The organism is Microbacterium sp. MM2322, assembly GCF_964186585.1.
Classification (GTDB): Bacteria; Actinomycetota; Actinomycetes; order Actinomycetales; family Microbacteriaceae; genus Microbacterium.
Genome location: NZ_OZ075067.1, coordinates 2973506 through 2991860, shown reverse-complemented (window position 1 = coordinate 2991860; position 18355 = coordinate 2973506). Strand labels below are relative to the sequence as shown.

20 protein-coding genes are annotated in these 18355 nt (G+C 70.6%); 13 read left to right on the top strand and 7 right to left on the bottom strand.

Annotation, left to right across the window (positions count from 1 at the left end):
* Positions 1 to 22: 22 nt before the first annotated feature.
* Positions 23 to 358, top strand: coding sequence for a metalloregulator ArsR/SmtB family transcription factor (locus tag ABQ271_RS14520; RefSeq protein WP_349309433.1), 336 nt, complete (start codon positions 23 to 25; stop codon positions 356 to 358).
* Entirely contained in the window at positions 355 to 1008 is a 654-nt protein-coding gene (locus ABQ271_RS14515; RefSeq protein WP_349310914.1) for a cation transporter, read from the top strand. Before ABQ271_RS14520 ends, ABQ271_RS14515 begins: the two co-directional genes overlap by 4 nt.
* 9 nt (positions 1009 to 1017) lie before the next feature.
* Here ABQ271_RS14515 and ABQ271_RS14510 read toward each other — a convergent pair whose 3' ends face one another.
* The gene (locus tag ABQ271_RS14510; RefSeq protein WP_349309432.1) at positions 1018 to 2100 is read right to left on the bottom strand and encodes a HAMP domain-containing sensor histidine kinase; all 1083 of its coding nucleotides are present in this window, start codon (positions 2098 to 2100) and stop codon (positions 1018 to 1020) included.
* Positions 2097 to 2762 (bottom strand): response regulator transcription factor, encoded by a 666-nt coding sequence (locus tag ABQ271_RS14505; RefSeq protein ID WP_349309431.1) that lies wholly within the window; start codon positions 2760 to 2762, stop codon positions 2097 to 2099. The genes ABQ271_RS14510 and ABQ271_RS14505 overlap by 4 nt, the downstream gene beginning before the upstream one ends.
* A gap of 86 nt (positions 2763 to 2848) precedes the next feature.
* Here ABQ271_RS14505 and ABQ271_RS14500 point away from each other — a divergent pair, with 86 nt between their 5' ends.
* Both ABQ271_RS14500 and ABQ271_RS14495 read left to right on the top strand, forming a co-directional pair.
* Positions 2849 to 3430, top strand: a complete 582-nt coding sequence (locus ABQ271_RS14500; RefSeq protein WP_349309430.1) for a M15 family metallopeptidase — start codon at positions 2849 to 2851, stop codon at positions 3428 to 3430.
* 41 nt (positions 3431 to 3471) lie between these two features.
* On the top strand, positions 3472 to 4722 hold the full coding sequence (locus ABQ271_RS14495; RefSeq protein WP_349309429.1) for an FAD-binding protein: 1251 nt from the start codon (positions 3472 to 3474) through the stop codon (positions 4720 to 4722).
* Between the two features lie 103 nt (positions 4723 to 4825).
* Here ABQ271_RS14495 and ABQ271_RS14490 read toward each other — a convergent pair whose 3' ends face one another.
* Positions 4826 to 6154: a DUF222 domain-containing protein gene (locus tag ABQ271_RS14490; protein ID WP_349309428.1), complete on the bottom strand. Its 1329-nt coding sequence runs from the start codon at positions 6152 to 6154 to the stop codon at positions 4826 to 4828.
* A gap of 233 nt (positions 6155 to 6387) precedes the next feature.
* Here ABQ271_RS14490 and ABQ271_RS14485 point away from each other — a divergent pair, with 233 nt between their 5' ends.
* The 5 genes from ABQ271_RS14485 to ABQ271_RS14465 all read left to right on the top strand — a co-directional run bounded on the left by ABQ271_RS14485 (position 6388) and on the right by ABQ271_RS14465 (position 11626).
* Positions 6388 to 6912 (top strand): RES family NAD+ phosphorylase, encoded by a 525-nt coding sequence (locus ABQ271_RS14485; RefSeq protein WP_349309427.1) that lies wholly within the window; start codon positions 6388 to 6390, stop codon positions 6910 to 6912.
* A gap of 170 nt (positions 6913 to 7082) precedes the next feature.
* A complete protein-coding gene (locus ABQ271_RS14480; protein ID WP_349309426.1) occupies positions 7083 to 8090 on the top strand; it encodes an SDR family oxidoreductase in 1008 nt (335 codons plus the stop codon).
* A 57-nt stretch (positions 8091 to 8147) separates the two neighbouring features.
* Positions 8148 to 8942: a thioesterase family protein gene (locus ABQ271_RS14475; RefSeq protein ID WP_349309425.1), complete on the top strand. Its 795-nt coding sequence runs from the start codon at positions 8148 to 8150 to the stop codon at positions 8940 to 8942.
* Positions 8939 to 9799 carry an SDR family oxidoreductase gene (locus ABQ271_RS14470; RefSeq protein WP_349309424.1) on the top strand — a complete coding sequence of 287 codons (861 nt, stop codon included), beginning with the start codon at positions 8939 to 8941 and terminating at the stop codon, positions 9797 to 9799. The genes ABQ271_RS14475 and ABQ271_RS14470 overlap by 4 nt, the downstream gene beginning before the upstream one ends.
* Positions 9800 to 9973: 174 nt before the next feature.
* Positions 9974 to 11626, top strand: coding sequence for an FAD-binding dehydrogenase (locus ABQ271_RS14465; protein ID WP_349309423.1), 1653 nt, complete (start codon positions 9974 to 9976; stop codon positions 11624 to 11626).
* 94 nt (positions 11627 to 11720) lie between these two features.
* Here ABQ271_RS14465 and ABQ271_RS14460 read toward each other — a convergent pair whose 3' ends face one another.
* The 3 genes from ABQ271_RS14460 to ABQ271_RS14450 form a co-directional block, all read right to left on the bottom strand.
* Entirely contained in the window at positions 11721 to 12311 is a 591-nt protein-coding gene (locus ABQ271_RS14460) for a sigma-70 family RNA polymerase sigma factor (protein WP_349309422.1), read from the bottom strand.
* A gap of 99 nt (positions 12312 to 12410) precedes the next feature.
* On the bottom strand, positions 12411 to 13349 hold the full coding sequence (locus ABQ271_RS14455; protein WP_349309421.1) for a Clp protease N-terminal domain-containing protein: 939 nt from the start codon (positions 13347 to 13349) through the stop codon (positions 12411 to 12413).
* On the bottom strand, positions 13346 to 13591 hold the full coding sequence (locus tag ABQ271_RS14450; RefSeq protein WP_060916227.1) for a hypothetical protein: 246 nt from the start codon (positions 13589 to 13591) through the stop codon (positions 13346 to 13348). Before ABQ271_RS14450 ends, ABQ271_RS14455 begins: the two co-directional genes overlap by 4 nt.
* Positions 13592 to 13719: 128 nt before the next feature.
* Here ABQ271_RS14450 and ABQ271_RS14445 point away from each other — a divergent pair, with 128 nt between their 5' ends.
* Positions 13720 to 14550: an aldo/keto reductase gene (locus tag ABQ271_RS14445; RefSeq protein WP_036311430.1), complete on the top strand. Its 831-nt coding sequence runs from the start codon at positions 13720 to 13722 to the stop codon at positions 14548 to 14550.
* A 129-nt stretch (positions 14551 to 14679) separates the two neighbouring features.
* Positions 14680 to 16191, top strand: coding sequence for an MATE family efflux transporter (locus ABQ271_RS14440; RefSeq protein ID WP_349309420.1), 1512 nt, complete (start codon positions 14680 to 14682; stop codon positions 16189 to 16191).
* Between the two features lie 153 nt (positions 16192 to 16344).
* Here the strand turns inward: ABQ271_RS14440 and ABQ271_RS14435 are convergent, their stop codons facing one another.
* On the bottom strand, positions 16345 to 16812 hold the full coding sequence (locus ABQ271_RS14435) for a DUF4188 domain-containing protein (protein ID WP_349309419.1): 468 nt from the start codon (positions 16810 to 16812) through the stop codon (positions 16345 to 16347).
* 68 nt (positions 16813 to 16880) lie between these two features.
* Here ABQ271_RS14435 and ABQ271_RS14430 point away from each other — a divergent pair, with 68 nt between their 5' ends.
* Positions 16881 to 17495 (top strand): MerR family transcriptional regulator, encoded by a 615-nt coding sequence (locus ABQ271_RS14430; protein WP_349309418.1) that lies wholly within the window; start codon positions 16881 to 16883, stop codon positions 17493 to 17495.
* Between the two features lie 29 nt (positions 17496 to 17524).
* Entirely contained in the window at positions 17525 to 18322 is a 798-nt protein-coding gene (locus ABQ271_RS14425) for an alpha/beta hydrolase (protein ID WP_349309417.1), read from the top strand.
* Positions 18323 to 18355: the final 33 nt, after the last annotated feature.

The window sequence follows — 18355 nt, the reverse complement described above, 5'->3', positions numbered from 1 at the left end:
GCGTGCGCTGTATAGTCAGCGTGTGCTGACCCTTTCGTCTCGTCTCGACGTCATGAATCGCCTGGGGCGGGCGATGGCAGACCCGTCCCGCTCCCGCATCCTGCTGTCGCTCCTCGAGCGCCCGGGCTACCCCGCCGACCTCGCTCGTGACCTCGAGCTGACCCGGACGAATGTCTCCAACCACCTCGCTTGCCTGCGCGGTTGCGGGCTCGTCGTGGCGACGCCCGAGGGTCGCCGAACGCGGTACGAGATCGCCGACCCGCACCTGACCGAAGGGCTCGCGCACCTGCTCGACGCCGTCGTCGCCGTCGATACCGGCGAAGAGTGCGCGATCGACGGATGCCGGTGCTGCGCGTGACGGCCGTCGCCGCCGAGCGCACCGACGTGTTGCGGCGCCGCATCCGCTGGATCGTCGCCGCCACCATCGCGTACAACCTGATCGAGGCGGTGGTGGCGCTCACCGCGGGGACGATCGCATCTTCCGCTGCCCTGATCGGGTTCGGTCTCGACTCGACCATCGAGGTGCTGTCGGCGGCGGCGGTGGCGTGGCAGTTCACCCGCCGCGACCCCGAGCGGTGGGAGCGGGGAACCCTGCGGGTGATCGCCGTCGCGTTCTTCGCCCTCGCCGCGTACGTCACCGTGACGTCCGCGGCTGCGCTCGTCCTCCGTACCGAGCCCGAGGCGTCGCCGGTCGGAATCGTCCTCACAGCGGTGAGCGTCGTCGTCATGCCGTTCCTCTCGCTCGCCGAGCGTCGCGCGGGCCGGGAGCTCGGGTCGGCGACGGCCGTGGCGGACTCGAAGCAGACCCTCATATGCACCTACCTCTCGGCTGCCGTCCTCGTGGGTCTGGTCCTCAATACGGCATTCGGTTGGTGGTGGGCGGACGCCGTCGCGGGTGTGGTCATCGCCGTGTTCGCCGTGCGGGAAGGCGTCGACGCGTGGCGGGGCGACGCCTGCGCGACATCAGTGGGCATGCTGTTGGAGGACGAGACCGATCACCACCACTGACACCTGCCGTCAGTGAATCTCGGCGGGGACGCGCACGGTCGCGCGCAGTCCCCCCGAGGACCGCGCCGCGAGCGTGAGGCTCCCCGCGTGTGCGCCGACGATCGCCGAGACGATGGCGAGCCCCAGGCCATTCCGTTCCTGATCCGAACGACGGATGCGGGCGGTGCCGCGCTGGAACGGTTCGGCGAGCGTGGCGACCACCGCCGGGTCGATCCGTTCGCCGCCGTTCTCGACGATGAGGATGGCCGAGTCGTGGTCGAGGTGCGTCGTGACGGTGACGGGCTCGGCGGGATCCCCGTGGATCAGCGCGTTCTGCAAGAGGTTCAGCGCGACCTGCCCGAGCAGGCTCGGCGATCCGAACGTCGTCGCCGCCTCGCCGTGCACGACGAGGTCGACGCCGCGCACCTCGGCGAGGGGAAGGAGCGTCTCGACGGCGTCCTCGGCGAGAAGGGAGAGGTCGACGGATGCCTGCGGGAACCCGCCGCGGTCGACCCGGCCGAGCAGCAGCAACGCTTCGAGGAGTTCTACTCCGCGGTCGTTCACGGCGGCGAGCCGTTCGAGGAGTTCCGGTACGTCGCGCTCCGGGTCGGACCGGGCCACGTCGAGCAGGGTGCGCGTGATCGCGAGCGGGGTGCGGAGCTCGTGTGAGGCGTTGGCGGCGAACCGCCGTTGCTCTTCGACCTGGGATTCGACGCGTTCCAGCATCCCGTCGAAGGAGTCGGCGAGTTCCCGGAACTCGTCTCGGCGGCCCGGCATCCGCACTCGTGTGGCGAGGTCGCCGGCATCCGCCTGCCTTGTCGCCGCCGTGAGCTGCGACAGTGGTGCGAGCATGCGGCCGGCGAGGAACCAGCCGCCGATCGCGCCGACGGCGAGGAGGATGAGCATCGCCGCGCCGGCGGGAGGGGCGAAGGCTCGGAGCAGGTCGCGCTGGCTCGGCGCGAACCCGGTGTCGCTGAAGAGCGGCTCGTCGGGGACGTATCGCAGGAGGAACAGCCAGACGACGGTGAGGATCAGCGCGCCGGCGACGAGCACCAGTCCGACGTAACTGAGCGTGAGCTTGACCCGGGCGCTGAGTCCGCGGGGACGCGTCACGTGGCGGCCTCGATGCGGTAGCCGACGCCCGGCTCGGTGACGATGAGCCACGGTTCGCCGAGGCGTTTGCGCAGCGCCGAGACCGTGATGCGGACGGCGTTCGTGAACGGATCGGCGTTGGCGTCCCACGCCTGCTCGAGCAGGGATTCGGCGCTGACGACGCCCCCTTCCGCTGCGACGAGCACTTCGAGGACGGCGAACTGCTTGCGGGTGAGTGCGACGTACCGGCCGTCCCGGTAGACCTCGCGTCGGAACGGATCGACGCGGAGGCCCGCGAACTCGCGGAGCGGCGGACGGTGCGAGGCGCGGCGACGGTCGAGGGCCCGCAGACGCAGCACGAGCTCTCGCAGCTCGAACGGCTTCGTGAGGTAGTCGTCCGCGCCGAGCTCGAACCCTGACTCCTTGTCGTCGAGACGGTCGGCGGCGGTCAGCATCAGGATCGGGGTGCCGCTGCCCGAGTCGACGATCGAGCGGGCGACGTCGTCGCCGGATGGGCCGGGGATGTCGCGGTCGAGGATCGCGATGTCATAGGTGTTCACGGAGAGGAGCTCGAGGGCGGTGTCGCCGTCGCCGGCGATGTCGGCGGCGATCGCTTCGAGGCGCAGACCGTCGCGGATGGCACCCGCCATCAGGGGTTCGTCCTCGACGATCAGCACGCGCACCCTCTGATCGTACGAACCCCGCCGTATCGTCCGCGTATCGACTTCTGCGTACGCTGCCGCAACATCGGTCTCGGTCGGATGAGGGCATGAGAATCCTCGCTCGCCCTCGTCACATCGCCTCGCTCCTCATCGTGCTGAGCGTGGTCGTCGTGTGTGCGGCGGGATGCGCCGCCGAGGGCCGGCAGGGGGCGCCCGGCATCCACACTGTCGTCTCTCCGATCGACGAGGGAGAGGTCCCCGAGGGGACGACGGTGTTCGACGACGACGTGCCTGCGGTCGCACACCTCGACCCGGCGTTGCGGGAGGCACTGCGAGCTGCGACCGAACGGGCAGCGGACGACGGCGAGATGCTGCGGGTCAACAGCGGGTGGCGCTCGCCCGCCCTGCAGGAACGCCTTCTGCGCGACGCCGTGGGGACCTACGGGTCGCTCGAAGAGGCGGCGCGCTGGGTGGCGACGCCGGAGACGTCCGCGCACGTGTCGGGGGATGCCGTCGATGTGGGCCCGTGGGACGGCGCGGACTGGCTCGACCGTCACGGAGAGGCGTTCGGGCTGTGCCGCATCTACGTGAACGAGCCGTGGCACTTCGAGCTCCGGCCGGACGCACCGACAGCCGGGTGTCCGCGGATGTACCTCGACCCCACGGAGGATCCGCGGATGGCGGGCTGAACCCCGATCCGGTCGGGCTCGGCGCCCGTAGGCTGGCTCGCATGAGCGACGTCGCCGGAGAGAACTGGTCCCGCAACATCCGCTATTCGGCCGCGCGGCTGGTCGCGCCGCGGACGGTCGACGAGCTGCGCGAGGTGGTCGCGGCATCCGATTCGGTGAAGGCGCTCGGCTCGCGTCATTCGTTCACCCGCATCGCCGACACGGGCGGGACGCTGGTGTCGACGGCGGAGCTCGACCTGCCGATCCAAGTGGATGCCGCGCACAAGCGTGTGCGCGTCGGCGGCGGTGTCCGCTACGGCGAGCTGGCGCAGGAGCTCGATCGGCAGGGCTGGGCGCTCGCGAACCTCGCGTCGCTCCCGCACATCTCGGTCGCCGGTGCGGTGAGTACGGGCACGCACGGTTCGGGCGTCGCGAACCGGTCGCTGGCGGCGGCGGTGACGGGCCTGGATCTCGTCACGTCGACGGGTGACCTGGTGCGCATCGGCGAGGACGACGAGGAGCTCGCGGGCGTCGTGGTCGGTCTGGGGGCGCTCGGGATCGTCACGACCGTCGAGCTCGCGATCGAGCCGACGTTCGAGGTGGCGCAGACGGTCTATGAGAACGTGCCGCTCGAGGCGGTCCGGAAGGCGTTCGACGTGATCGCCGGGTCGGCCTACAGCGTTTCGTTCTTCACGACGTTCCGCGACGAGATGTACGTCGATCAGGTGTGGCGGAAGGAACGGACGGATGCCGCGGCGACGCCGATTCCGGCAGCGTTGCGCGATCGCGAGGCGGCCGGGGCGCTGCATCCGCTGCCCGGGGTGTCTGCGGCGTCGTGCACGGTGCAGGGTGGCAAGGCGGGGCGGTGGTTGGACCGGCTGCCGCACTTCCGGTTGGAGTTCACCCCGTCGAACGGCGAGGAGCTGCAGTCGGAGTTCCTGGTGCCGTTCGAGGATGCCGTGGGTGCATTCGACGCCGTCCACGAGCTCGCGGATCGGCTGAAGCCGGTGCTGCAGGTGTGCGAGGTGCGGACGATCGCGGGGGACGACCTGTGGCTGTCGCCGAGTTCGGGCCGCGATTCGGTGGCCTTCCACTTCACGTGGACCGCGGATGAGGCCGGCGTCGCCGAGGTGCTGCCGGAACTCGAGGCCGCGCTCGCGCGGTTCGACGCGCGGCCGCACTGGGGCAAGGTCTTCACGCCGCGGGACCCGGCGGAGCTGTACCCGCGGTGGGCGGAATTCGTGGCGCTGCAGCGCCGGCTCGACCCCCGGGGTGCGTTCGTGAACGACTACCTGCGGGCGCTCGGGCTGTAGCGCGGGCGGGCGGCTGGCCTGAGCGGTAGGCGCTGGCAGCGCGGCTGGGCTCGTGCGGAGCGCGCCCGAGGCGGCTGCGAAGTCAGGTCGATCGAGACGCTCTCTAGAACGGTGCGTCTGATCCAGATGACGTTGCGGCAGGGGTGAACGCGACGGCCGGGGTGGGGGCGTCTTCGCGGTAGGTCCTGCCGAGGGGTGAAGTCCATTCGAGGACACCACCCGTGAGTTGTCGGACTCTCCACCTCGTGAACTGCTTCATCGAATGGTGCCGTTGGCACAGGTGGGCGAGGTTCGAGAGTTCAGTCCTGCCGCCGAGGGCGTGGTCGTGGGTGTGGTCGACTTCGCAGCGGATGGCGGCGACGCGGCATCCGGGGAATCGGCAGTGCTGGTCGCGGGCTTGCAGGGACCGCCGCATCCTCGAGGGGACGCGGTACGAGTCGGTGGAGACGGTGACGCCGGTGGTCGGGTCGTGGAAGAGGCGTTCCCAGACGCTGGTGTCTCCCGCGAGTGTGCGTGCGCTGGCCGAGTCGATGGCGGAGCGACCGCCGAGGTCGCACGGCCCGTCATCGTCCCCGGTGAGCGTCTTCGCGGGCACGAGCACCTGCACGCGCGCGCGGATCGCGCCGAGCGGCCCTGCGCTGGTGTCGCGGGTGTCGTCGAGCGCCGGGGTTCCGGCGAGCAGCAGGTCGGCGAACACATCGGCCCGCACCTGGTCGGTCGTGCGCGCGTCGGTTGCGACGACCTCAGCCGCTTCGCCGCCGCCCGCCGCGCGCTCCTCGCGTGTGTCGACGATCGCCCGTGCCTGCTGCGTGAGCCGGTCGTGGATCCCCTCCGCGATCACTGTCGGCAAGGTCGCGATCAGATCGCTCATCCCGTCCCGCCCGGGCACCAGTCGCACGCATCGCGAAGCGGCAGCCTCCTCGTGTCGTTCCGCGAAGGTCCGCGGGTGCATCCGGAGGGCGAGGATCTCCAGCTCGCCCCGCACCCGGTTCGGGGTGTCCCGCTCGCACCGTTCGATCGCGATCGCCTCGAACTCGCCCCACATCTCGGCGGGCAGAGTCGTTCCCGCGTCGACGATCGCCCGTACGTGCTCGCGGACGATCCGCCCCGACTCCCACTCCACCACCGCGGCGGGAAACCCCTCGATGATCGTCCGCGCTTCCCCGATCCGTCGTTGCACGGTCCGATCCGTCGCTCGGAGAACCCCGCCGACCTCCGCCGCGATCGATCGAAGCGCCATGTCGTGGAGCCGTACTTTCGCGTTCCTCGGTGCGGCCTGTTCCTCGGCGAGGCGCCCAGCCGCGGCCAGCACCCGTAGCTCGGTGATCTGCGCCGCGGCGACTTGGCGGGCGGCATCCGATACGTCCGAGACGATGCCCGCCAGTGTGGCGAGATAGTCATCGCCACCGGGGGTTTCCATCGGTTCGGTCATACCTTCACTCTTGCACCAACCTCCGACATCGCCCCGGCTGACGCCGCGCCTCGAGAACGGCGCCGACGACTACCGTCGTACTCGCGATCCGCGGCCTCGCGGCACTCGCTGACGTAGCCGACACCTCATCGCGGGCGCTGTGCGAACGCGTCCGGATGACCTCCATGAGCACCGACGGCAGCGGCATCCCGACATCCGCCGCCGCCGCTCCGCTCGTCGGATGAGAAGGTGACATGGTGACAGGCATCCCCTCGATCTTCGCCCCCACGGTCCGAGGTACGTTCTACCGGGCCATCGATCCCGCCTTCCGCGATGCAGCGCTCGCAGGATCGCGTTCCCCTGGCCGCTACTCCAGAGCTGATCAGCCGACGTTGTACCTGAGCTCGTCGGTCGATGGCGTCGAAGCCGCGATGATCGCTCATCGAGGTGCCCGAGCCGCCGCGCGGGAGATCGTCGAGGTCGAGGTCGAGGCCCCGGGCATCGTCGACCTCCGCGATGCGCACGCGCTCGAGGCGGCAGGCATCCACCTCGCTGACGCGGTCGCCCCGTGGCAGGAGGTCGTCGCTGCCGGAGAGACGCCGAGGTCATGGATCGTCCGCGATCGTCTCGTCGGACTCGGCGCGAACGGCCTCATCGACCCCTCGCGCAAGAGCCCGGGACTCTGGCATCTCGTCCTCTTCCGATGGAACGATGTCGGCGCCCCGACTGTCCGACCCCACCCCTTCCGCCCGACCCCACCCGCTGGTCCGCTCGCCTAAGGGGTGGGTTCGCGAGCAGAGGGTGGGTTCGCGGCGCGGCCCGTACCCCATCGCCGCCCCCCTGGCAACGGGATATCCCGGGGTCTGCGCCGACCGAAGGATGGCCGAAGCGGTCGAAGCTCGACTCCGCGGGCACCTCGTGCCCGGTCGGGCCCCGCGGAGGAGTCGCCGTGAGCAGCACCACATCTCGAGGCGTCGCCGTCGTCACCGGCGGCAGCGCAGGACTCGGTCGGGCGATCGTCCGCGAACTCGCCGACCGTGGCTGGGATGTCGCCGTCCTCGCCCGCGGCCGTGACGGAGTGGATGCCGCCACCGCAGAGGTCCGGGCGAAGGGTCGCCGCTCCCACGGGGTCTCGGTCGACGTCGCCGACCACGCTGCCGTCGACGCCGCTGCGGCCGAGGTCGAAACAGAGCTCGGCGAGATCGACCTGTGGGTCAACAACGTCATGTCGGGCGCCATCGCCCCGTTCCTCGATACCACTCCTGAGGACTACGAGCGGGCGACGCAGGTCACCTACCTCGGCACCGTCAACGGCACCCGCGCGGCACTGACCCGGATGCGGCACCGCGACCGCGGTCACATCATCCAGATCGGCTCGGCTCTGGCGCACCGCGGCATCCCTCTCCAGGCGGCCTACTGCGGCTCGAAGCACGCCGTCCACGGCTTCACCGACTCGGTCGTCTCCGAGCTCACACACGAGGGCAGTGCCGTCGCCGTCTCGATCGTCGACATGCCGGCGCTCAACACCACCCAGTTCGGCTGGGTGAAGTCGCCCTTCCCGACGCACCCGCAGCCGGTGCCCCCGATCTACCAGCCCGAGGTCGGGGCCCGCGCCGTCGGCGACGTGGCAGACAAGCCGCGCCGTCGCACCTGGGTGGGGGAGTCGACCGTCGGCCTCGTGCTCGGCACCCGCGTCGCGGGCAGGTTCATGGACTGGTACCTCGCGAAGAACGCGTGGGAGGGCCAGTTCGCCCCCGACAAGGGATCGTCGACCACGCCCCCGAACCTGTACGAACCGGTCCCCGGAGACCATGGCGCCCACGGCGCATTCGACGACCGGGCGCGCGGCGAGAGCATCCAGACCCGCGCACTGCGGCACCGGCTCGGGCTGTACTCCGCGGCATCCGTCGCCGGCGTCGCGGCGCTCGCCGGAGTCGTGAAGCTCCTGCGCCGCTGACCTCCTGCGGCGCTGACCTCCTGCGCCGTTGGGGGGCCGCGGGTAGCATCCCTACTCGTGCCCTCCTACTTCGATCGCATCGATTCTGAACGCACCGATGCGACCAGGTTCCGGCCGACCCCGCTCACCGGGGGAGCCTGGAACGTCACCGAGCTGCACGTCGCGCCGCCGATCGGCCTCCTCGCCCACGCGATCGAGGTCGGTCACGCCGCGCGCAGCCCGCAGCGGATGCAGCTGTCGCGCCTCTCGGTCGACATCCTCGGTGTCATCGCGATGGACGAGGTCGAGATCACCTGCCGCGTGCTGCGACCGGGACGGAGCATCGAGCTCGTCGAGGCGACCCTCGCGCAGGCCGGCCGACCCGCGCTCGTGGCGCGCGCCTGGCTGCTGCACACCCGTGACACCGACGCCCTTGCTGGTTCCGGGCACCCGGCGATGCCGCCGCGCGACGCTCTCGAACCGGTCGACCCCTCGTCGGCGTGGCCGGGCGAGTTCATCGCGACGGTAGGCGAGGTGCGCCGCCGCCAGGAGGAGCCCGGCCGGGCGTGGACGTGGATCCTCCCCGCCATCCCGCTCCTCGATGGCGAACCGGTCTCGACCACCGCCCGCCTCGCCTCGCTCATCGACATCGCGAACGGGATCACGCCGCGCGCCGACCCGCGCGAGGTCGCGTTCCCGAACCTGGACCTCACCCTGCATCTCGTACGCGAACCCGAGGACGGCTGGATCGGATTCGACACCACGGTCACGTTCGGCGCGTCGGGCCTCGGCACGACCCACACCGTCCTCCACGACGAGCGCGGCGTCGTCGGCTCCGTCGTCCAATCCCTCACCGTCAGGCCGAACCGATGACCCTTCCCCTCGCCGGTAAGACCGCTCTCATCACCGGCGTCTCGCGCCGTCGCGGCATCGGCTTCGCCGTCGCGTCCCGCCTCGCCGAGCTCGGCGCGAGCGTCTTCGTGCAGCACTGGCGCCCCCACGACCTCGACCAGCCGTGGGGTGGCGACGACCTCGACGCGGTGCGCGACGGCATCCGCTCATCGCTCGTCACGGGTGCGACGTTCGGTGACGCCGAGGCGGACTTGACGGATGCCGCGGCCATCCCGTCCCTCATCACCGCCGCCGCTGGGCTCACCGGAAGCCTCGACATCCTCGTCTGCAATCACGCCAAGAGCGGCGATGACGGCAGCATCCTCGACATGACGGCGGAGCGACTGGACGCCTTCTGGGACACGAACGCCCGCTCGACTCTGCTGCTCACGGCGGAGTTCGCTCGCCGCCTCGCGCCCCCGCAGTCCGGCCAGCGCCGGCCGGGCGACGCGATCGAGGGGGCGAAGCCGTACGCCGAGCCGACCGGTCGCGTGTTCTGGATGACGTCCGGCCAGGGTCACGGCGCGATGCGAGGCGAGGTCGCGTACGCGACGAGCAAGGCGGCCCTCGCCGGCATTACTCGCACGGTTGCGGCGGAACTCCTCGAACTCGGCATCGTGCTCAACACGATCAACCCCGGTCCGGTGAACACGGGCTACCTGGACCCCGACACCGCCGACCGCGACACCGAGGGCCTCGACGACTGGATGCGGTCCACGCCGTTCGGCCGCGTCGGCGTGCCGACCGACCCCGCCGCGCTCATCGGCTGGCTCTCGACCGCCGAGGGCGCCTGGATCGTCGGGCAGGTGCTCACGAGCGACGGCGGCTTCAGCCTGTAACGGCGCTTCGGGTGACGTTTGCACGACGGCTGGTGCAGGAGTCGCCTCGGGCGGCCCGCGAGTAGTCACCCGCCCCAGCGGTCGTGCATCTGTCACGGCATCGGGAGCGTCGAGGCGGCTTAGAGTCGCTTCAGCGCTCGTCACGGTGGACGGGCCCGTCGAAGGAGACAGCGCATGACAACGGATGCCGCGGGCGCGATCGTCGTCGGAGCCGGACTCGCCGGGCTGGTCGCCGCCTCCGAACTCCTCGACGCGGGCAAGCGTGTGCTGATCGTCGAGCAGGAACCCGAGGCGAGCTTCGGCGGTCAGGCCTGGTGGTCGTTCGGCGGCCTGTTCCTCGTCGACTCGGCCGAGCAGCGCCGACTGGGCGTCAAGGACTCCCTCGAACTCGCGCGGCAGGACTGGTTCGGCTCGGCCGGCTTCGACCGCCCCGAGGACCGCTGGCCCCGCGCATGGGCCGAGGCGTATCTCGAGTTCGCCGCCGGCGAGAAGCGGGCATGGCTGCGGGAGCGCGGCATCCGCTTCTTCCCGATCGTCGGATGGGCCGAGCGCGGCGGCGACCGCGCGACGGCGCACGGTAACTCCGTGCCGCGGTTCCACATCACGTGGGGCACCGGGCCCGGCGTGCTCGACCCCTTCGTCCACCGAGTGCTCGAGGGGGTTGCGACCGGCCGCGCGCGCATCGCGTTCCGGCACCGCGTCGACCGGCTCGAGGTCGAGGACGGCGCGGTCGTCGGCGTGAGCGGCGCCGTGCTCGCGCCCGACTCCGCCGAGCGCGGCGCCCCGAGCAACCGCGACGAGACGGGCGAGTTCTCGTTCCGCGCCGGCGCGGTCCTCGTCTCGAGCGGCGGCATCGGCGGCAACCACGACCTCGTCCGCGCACAGTGGCCCGCCCGCATGGGACGCCCGCCCGAGTCGATGCTCTCCGGCGTTCCCGCCCACGTCGACGGACGGATGCTGGGGGTCGCCGAGACCGCCGGAGCCCACCTCATCAACGGCGACCGCATGTGGCACTACGTCGAGGGCATCCAGAACCACAGCCCGGTGTGGCCGCGCCACGGCATCCGCATCCTGCCGGGTCCCTCGTCGCTGTGGCTGGATGCCACCGGTCACCGCCTGCCCACCCCGCTGTTCCCGGGCTTCGACACGATCGGCACGCTCGAACACATCGTGCGGGGAGGTCACGACCACAGCTGGTTCGTGCTCAACCAGGCGATCCTGAAGAAGGAGTTCGCGCTGTCTGGCAGCGAGCAGAACCCCGACCTCACCGGGAAGGATGTGCGACTCCTCGCGCAGCGGCTGAAGGGCGACCGGGCGACGGCACCCGTCGAGGCGTTCAAGGAGCGCGGCGCGGACTTCATCGTCGCCGACACGGTTTCGCAGTTGCTCGAGCGGATGCGGGCGGCATCCGCTCTGCTCGACATCGATCGCGTGCGCCTCGAACTCGAGGGCCGCGACCGCGAGATGACGAATCCGTTCACGAAGGACGCGCAGGTCACCGCGGTCCGGCAGGCGCGGCGCTACCGCGGCGACAAGCTGCTGCGCGTCGCGACACCGGGCCCGATCGCCGACCCGAAGAACGGACCGCTCATCGCGGTGAAGCTGCACGTCATCACGCGGAAGAGCCTCGGCGGCATCGAGACCGACCTGTCCGGTCGTGCGCTCGCCGCTTCGGGGGAGCCGATCCCGGGCCTGTACGCCGCAGGTGAGGCGAGCGGCTTCGGCGGGGGCGGCGTGCACGGGTACCGTGCGCTCGAGGGCACCTTCCTCGGCGGCTGCATCTTCTCGGGCCGCGCCGCCGGCCGCGCGATGGCCGCCGCGGTCTAGGCGCCGCGCATGTTCTGCTGTCGCAACACGCCGTCAGGTGCCGCAGTTCGCGACGGGTGAGCGCCGACGGATGCCGCTACGCCGACGGATGCCGCTAAGCGACCGCTCCCGTGGGTGGCGGCTGGATCGGAAACGACCCCGTCAGCGGCAGGGTGATCGCGGCCGTGACCGGCCGAGCGGCGTCACGCAGCTGATCGAGGGCGCTGCGGGTCAGCGACTTCACGGTGCTCAGCGGAGCCTCGGTCATCGCGGCGATCTCGGGCTGGGTGTACCCGCCGAGGTAGGCGAGCGCAACCGCGCGCTCCTGGTCGTCGGGCAGCTTTCGCAGCTGCCGGTGGCTGGCGGCGGTGCGGTTCGGCTCGTGCACCGCGGATGCCCCTGGGGCTTCCGCACGGGTTGCGCGCAGACGCTCGACCGCGTGGCGGTGCGCGATCGCGAGGATCCACGTGCGAGGCGGCGTCCGGCGCGCGCTGTACCGCTGCGCGTCAGTCCACACCGACGCGAAAGCCTTCTGGAGCACGTCTTCTGCGAGATCTCGGTCGCCCGTCACGCGCACGGCGAGGCCGAAGGCCGCCGCCGATGTCGCGTCGTACACGCGGGCGAATGAGGCGACGTCACCGGTTGCCGTCTGGGCGAGGAGTCGCACCAGCTCGGCATCCGTCGCGGACACGGGTGTTTCCGACATGACTGAATGGTGCGCTTTCGCAGGCTCGGCCACGAACGCTTGCCGAGGAGCGGACGCAGTGCTAGGCGAATCCATTCATGTGAATCGCTTCACCTGTTGTCAGCGCAACGCCGCGCCGATGGAGGCGCCCAGTCGTGCCACCTGCATGGCCACGACGAGGCGGTACACCGGCGCCATCACCGGTCCGAGCGCAGCTCGCCGTCGGCGCTGCGGGCGCTCCCAGGCGTAGTCGATGTGCACCATCGTCCCGCCCGCGGCGGGCTCGAGCCGGAGGCTGATGCGACGCTCGTTGGCCCGCGGCGCGTCGGGGTAGCGGAACGTCCAGCTGACGCGGTGCGCGTCGACATTCCTCGTCAGCGCGATCTGCAGACGGCGGAACGCGGGCTTCGCCGTCACCTCGTCGCGAGGGGACCCGATCCACCCACCCCCGGAATCTCCGGTGACATGACCGACCGACTCCTCCCACTCGGGCAGGCGTTCCGCGCTGCTGATGAGCGCCCACGTGTCGTGGATGGATGCTGCGACGAAAGCGGCGGCGGATCGGGCGAGCGGGTGCGGCCGTCGAACCGATACCGCGGGCGGCAGCGCGGTTGCAGCGTCCAGACGGTCCCGCAGCTCCTCCGCCGACACGTCCATCCGACGCAACAGCGATGCGATGGCTCCGCTCGGCTCTGCCAGCACGCGACGCAGGATGCCGGCGGTCGTCCCGTCGCCGGATGCCGTCAGCAGCTTCTCGGCGACAGGCGTCCAGGTCCAGCCCGCTCCGGGGCCTATGGAAATCGGTCCGGGCGTGATCTGCGCGCCGGTCATCCCAAGCGACGAGAGCTGCTCGGCCTCTTCGGCAGCGACAGCGGAGCGAACCGCGGCGACGGTCACTCCGGACGCCCGCAGCACCTGGCCGGCATCCGACGCGTCGAGGGTGAGGGCGAGGAGCAGATGCTCGACACCGAGCTCGCGACGGTCGACGCGGGATGCCTCCTCCATCGCGTACTGCGTCAGTCGATGCGCGTTCCCGATCGCGGTCGTCATCTTGCTCATGCTCGCCTCCGGGGTACCTCGATGGACGGGTCGATCCGCTTCGCGTACTTCTTGTGCACGGCCTGGCGCGTGACCCCGAGTGCATCGGCGACGCCCTGCCACGTCATTCCGGCTCGGAGCGCCGCCTCGACCTGCCGGAGCTCGAGGGTGTCGGCCAAGACCCGCAGTGAAGCGACAGCTCGCAGCCCTGCCTTCGGGTCGGAGGTGTCGCTCGCGACCTCGATAGCACCGGGACTTCTCATGAAAGCAACCTTGGTTGACAGGCGTCCGCTTTGTCAACCTTTGTTGCTCGCCGCCGCGCCCGTTGCCGCATCCGTCACGTTTCGTCAAGGCATAGGGATCGCTCATCCAGCGGTGGAAGGCTGAAGCCATGACCGTTCCCACACTCACACTCAACGACGGACACACCATTCCCCAGCTGGGCTTCGGCGTCTTCCAGGTCGACCCGGCCGAGGCCGAGCGCATCGTCAGCGTCGCCCTCGAAGCCGGCTACCGCCACATCGACACCGCCGCCGTCTACGGCAACGAAGAGGGTGTCGGTCGCGCGATCGCCGCCTCCGGCGTCCCGCGTGACGAGCTCTTCATCACCACGAAGCTGTGGAACTCCGAGCAGGGCCGCGACACCGCTCGCCCGGCGATCGAGTCGAGCCTCGAGAAGCTCGGGCTCGACTATGTCGACCTGTACCTGATCCACTGGCCGCGCCCCGACAAGGATCGCTATGTCGAGACCTGGCAGCAGCTCGAGACCTTCCAGGCTGAGGGCCTGTCGCGCTCGATCGGTGTCTCGAACTTCCACCAGCCGCACCTCCAGCGCCTGTTCGACGAGACCGACACGGTGCCTGCGGTCAACCAGATCGAGCTCCACCCGGCCTTCGCGCAGCGTGAGCTTCGCGCCTTCCAGGAACCGAAGGGCGTCCTCACGGAGTCGTGGGGTCCGCTCGGCCAGGGCAAGTACGACCTGTTCGGCGAGAAGGCCGTGGCGGATGCTGCCGCCGCCCACGGCGTGAGCCCGGCTCAGGTCGTCATCCGTTGGCACCTGCAGGAGGGCCTCATCGTCTTCCCCAAGTCCTCCACCCCGGAGCGCATCGTGACGAACTTCGACGTGTTCGGCTTCGAGCTGACCGCCGACGAGGTATCGGCCATCGGCGCACTCGACCGCGGTCAGCGCGTCGGTGCCGACCCGGACACCGCCACGTTCTGATCCACTCCGCGAGAGAGGGGCGCCGAGAAATCGGTGCCCCTCTTTTTCGTCTGACCCCCTTTCGGCACTCAGGTGGGGATCGGTACAATCGATCGTCCTCGAATCGATTCGAAATCCCCGAAAGCCCGCATGGCCACCTCCCTGACGACGGGCCGCCCCTGGCGCGTCATCCTCCTGTTCACCCTGCCGCTCATGATCGGCAACGTGGTGCAGCAGCTGTACCACTTCGCCGACACGATCGTCGTGGGTCGGCTACTCGGTGTCGACGCGCTCGCCGCCGTCGGCGCGACGGGGAGTCTGCTGTTCCTGCTGCTCGGCTTCGCGTGGGGCCTGACCTCCGGCTTCGCGATCCCGACCGCGCAGGCCTACGGAGCGATGGATGCCGCCGGTGTCCGCCGCTCCGTCGCGACCGGCGCCGTGCTCAGCGGGATCACGACCGTGCTCCTGACCATCGGTGCGCCGCTCCTCGCCCACCCCGCGCTGGTTCTGTTGCAGACCCCGCCGGAGCTCCTCGCCGACGCGACGATCTTCACGCAGATCAGCTTCCTCGGCGCCGGCGCACTGATGTTCTTCAACTTCCTGTCCGCCGTCATCCGTGCGATCGGCGACTCCCGGACGCCGCTCATCTTCCTCATCGTCTCGTGCGGCCTCAACGTCGTTCTCGTGATCGCCGCGATCGCGTGGCTGGGGCTCGGCGTCGCCGGGGCCGCGCTCGCGACCGTGATCGCGCAGGCCGTCTCGGTGCTCCTGTGCCTCGAGTTCGTCCGTCGCCGCATCCCCGAGCTGCACCTCCACCGCGAAGACTGGCGCATCACCCGGGTCGACGTCGTCCGGCACCTGCGTCTCGGCCTGCCGATGGGCTTCCAGGCGTCGATCATCGCCATCGGTGCGCTCACGGTGCAAGTCGCGCTCAACACGCTCGGCGGCGAAGCGATCGCGGCGTACACCGCGGCATCCCGCGTCGACGGCCTCGCGGTCGCGCTGCTCCAGTCGATGTCGCTCGCGGTCTCGATGTACGTGGCGCAGAACTACGGCGCCGGCCGCCCCGACCGCATCCGTCGCGGTGTGGTGCAGGCCACGTGGATCGCGATCGGCACGGCGGTGGGCCTCGGCATCCTGCTCATCTCGTTCGGCGGTCCGATCGTTCGCATCTTCGTCGGGGATGGGGCGGATGAGGTCGTGCACCTCGCGGTCTCGATGCTCGTGATCAACGGCCTCAGCTACACAGCGCTCGGTGTGCTCTTCGTGACGCGCGGTGCGCTGCAGGGTCTCGGGAATGCCATGATCCCGACCGTGACCGGCGTCGTCGAGCTCATCGCTCGCGCGGCGGCGGCGATCCTGCTCGGATCGTTCATGGGCTTCATCGGCGTCGCGTGGTCGAACCCGCTCGCCTGGATCTCGGCCGCCGTCATCCTGATCCCGTCCTACATCCGTGCGCACCGGCGGCTCGCAACCATGCCGATGGCGCCGATGACGATCACGCCGACGACGCCGATCGCGGTCATCGGGCCGGTCGACGGGTCGATGACGGTCGAGACCGTCGTCACCCAGCCGGTGCCGCTGCCCGCATACCCGTCACGGATGCGTCAGGTCCTTCGACGGCGTTCGACCACCCGGCGCCGCCTCACGCGCAAGCGCTGACGCCGAGTCCTGCGCGATGGGGCCGAGGCCTCGCGCGTGCCGGCGCTGACGCCGAGGTCCCACTTCGGCCGGGATTGCGCCCCCCATTCCCGGCCGGATCGGGACCTCGAGCGTCACCCCGCGCCCCCGCCCCGCCGCCCGCCCCTCGCGGCCTCACGCAGTCGCGCCATCGGCGATGCGCGCCCGCGCCCGGTCGTGCCGGCGGCCGATCTCGACCAGGCCGGTCGCGGCGCCGAGGCCCATCGGGGGAGTGTCGACGTAGATCGACTCCGCGGCCGCGACCTGGTACGTCTCGTGCCACACGCCGATCGCGCCGGGGTGCTTGCGCGCGTTGCGGTTGAAGCTCGTCCACGCGGGGCGGTGCGCCTGCTCGGGCGCCGACGCGTAGGCGTACAGCTTCTCGAGCGACGACCAGTACTGCACGAGGTAGGGCCCGCGGCGTCCGATGAGCATCGTCGAGCCGAGCAGGCCCGACTCGGGGTCGCTGAACAGCTCGGTCAGCATCTTGGGCATGACCGCGGAGATCGGCATCCAGAGATCGGGTCGCCACCACTTCTTGATCGTCATGCCGATGTGGAAGACGACGAGTTCACCGTCGTGTGAGTGGGTCATGCGAGCCATGTCGACGCCTTTCGATAGTGTCGCTATCTAGAATGGATAGCGGTACTATCGATGTCAAGGGGGAATCGATGCGGATCTCAGAACTCGCCACCGAGACGGGTGTCCCGGTGGCCACGATCAAGTACTACCTGCGCGAGAAGCTGCTCCCCGAGGGTGAGCGGACGTCTGCGACGCAGGCCGTCTACCGCCCCGCCCACGTGGAGCGGCTGCGGCTCATCCGCGCTCTCGTCGACTCCGGGGTCGGAATCGCCGCATCCCGCCGGGTCATCGCAGCCCTCGACGACCCGCCCGCCAACCCGAACCACCTTCTCGGCGTGGCGCATGCCGCCGTCTCTCCGCCCGTCGACGCGGGCCTCGACCTCTCCGCCGCCGAAGCGCTGATCGTCCGGTGGGGGTGGATGCCGGACGCCTGCGACCCGCAGCAGGTCGCCGGTGTCGCGCGCGCCCTCGACACCCTCGACCGGGCGGGATTCACGGTGCCCGACCCCACGATGGACGCCTACCTCGCCGGCATCCGTCGGATGGTCGAGGCCGAGATCGACGCCATCCCGACGACGTCGTCGGATGCAGCGGTGCGCTACGTCGTGCTCGGTACGGTGCTCGTCGAACCGCTGCTCCTGGCCCTCCGCCGCGTCGCCGAGGAGTTCGTCTCGGGCGAGAGGTTCGGCGGCTCGGGTTCCTGAGAGGAACCTGAGGGGTGCACAATCGGGGGATGACCACCGTCTTCCCCGCGCTCACCGAGACTCCCGATCCGCAGTTCGTCATGGTCGGCGACGGGTACCGGATCGCGACGTACGAGTGGGGACCGGCGGATGCCCCGACGGTGCTCCTCGTGCACGGGTTCGCCTCGAGCGCGCGCGACAACTGGGTCAACACCGGGTGGGTGCGTGACCTGCTGCGCGCCGGATACCGCGTGCTCGCTGTCGACCAGCGCGGTCACGGCGCGAGCGACAAGCCCCACGTGGCCGAGGCCTACGCCCTCCGCACGATGGTCACCGACGTCGAGGCGGTGCTCGACACCTACCTCGTCGACGAAGCGCTGTACGTCGGATACTCCCTCGGCGCGCGCGTCGGGTGGGAGGTCGCCCGCGACCTGGAACCCCGCATCCCGCGCGTCGTCCTGGGCGGCGTGCCCGACGGAGTGCCGCTCGGACGCCTCGACCTCGATCAGGTGCAGGCCTACGTCGACGAGGGCACCCCGGTGACGGATGCCGTGACCCACAACTACATCTCCCTCACCGAGCGCGTGCCCGGCAACGACCTGCGCGCCCTGCTGGCGATCGCCCGCGGCATGCGCGCGACCGGCACCGTCGATCCCGACCCCGGCAAGGCACCCGCCCAGCCGGTGCTCTTCGCGACGGGAACGAAGGACGGCATCATCGAGGGCTCCCGCTCACTCGCCGCGGCGACCCCGCAGGGACACTTCGTGGAGATCCCCGACCGCCACCACTTCAATGCGCCCGGCTCCCGCGCGTTCCGCGAGGCCGCGCTCGCGTTCCTCGCCGAGTAGGCCGGGTCGCGCCCCGCGCCGCCGCTCACCCAG

Excerpts from the sequence above, each read along its gene's own strand:
- ABQ271_RS14440 (WP_349309420.1), top strand. The coding sequence starts at position 14,680 with ATGGCCACCTCCCTGACGACGGGCCGCCCCTGGCGCGTCATCCTCCTG.
- ABQ271_RS14490 (WP_349309428.1), bottom strand. The coding sequence starts at position 6,154 with ATGACCGAACCGATGGAAACCCCCGGTGGCGATGACTATCTCGCCACA.
- ABQ271_RS14450 (WP_060916227.1), bottom strand. The coding sequence starts at position 13,591 with ATGAGAAGTCCCGGTGCTATCGAGGTCGCGAGCGACACCTCCGACCCG.
- ABQ271_RS14470 (WP_349309424.1), top strand. The coding sequence starts at position 8,939 with ATGACCCTTCCCCTCGCCGGTAAGACCGCTCTCATCACCGGCGTCTCG.
- ABQ271_RS14435 (WP_349309419.1), bottom strand. The coding sequence starts at position 16,812 with ATGGCTCGCATGACCCACTCACACGACGGTGAACTCGTCGTCTTCCAC.
- ABQ271_RS14465 (WP_349309423.1), top strand. The coding sequence starts at position 9,974 with ATGACAACGGATGCCGCGGGCGCGATCGTCGTCGGAGCCGGACTCGCC.
- ABQ271_RS14425 (WP_349309417.1), top strand. The coding sequence starts at position 17,525 with ATGACCACCGTCTTCCCCGCGCTCACCGAGACTCCCGATCCGCAGTTC.
- ABQ271_RS14460 (WP_349309422.1), bottom strand. The coding sequence starts at position 12,311 with ATGTCGGAAACACCCGTGTCCGCGACGGATGCCGAGCTGGTGCGACTC.
- ABQ271_RS14495 (WP_349309429.1), top strand. The coding sequence starts at position 3,472 with ATGAGCGACGTCGCCGGAGAGAACTGGTCCCGCAACATCCGCTATTCG.
- ABQ271_RS14430 (WP_349309418.1), top strand. The coding sequence starts at position 16,881 with ATGCGGATCTCAGAACTCGCCACCGAGACGGGTGTCCCGGTGGCCACG.
- ABQ271_RS14485 (WP_349309427.1), top strand. The coding sequence starts at position 6,388 with ATGGTGACAGGCATCCCCTCGATCTTCGCCCCCACGGTCCGAGGTACG.
- ABQ271_RS14445 (WP_036311430.1), top strand. The coding sequence starts at position 13,720 with ATGACCGTTCCCACACTCACACTCAACGACGGACACACCATTCCCCAG.
- ABQ271_RS14500 (WP_349309430.1), top strand. The coding sequence starts at position 2,849 with ATGAGAATCCTCGCTCGCCCTCGTCACATCGCCTCGCTCCTCATCGTG.
- ABQ271_RS14455 (WP_349309421.1), bottom strand. The coding sequence starts at position 13,349 with ATGAGCAAGATGACGACCGCGATCGGGAACGCGCATCGACTGACGCAG.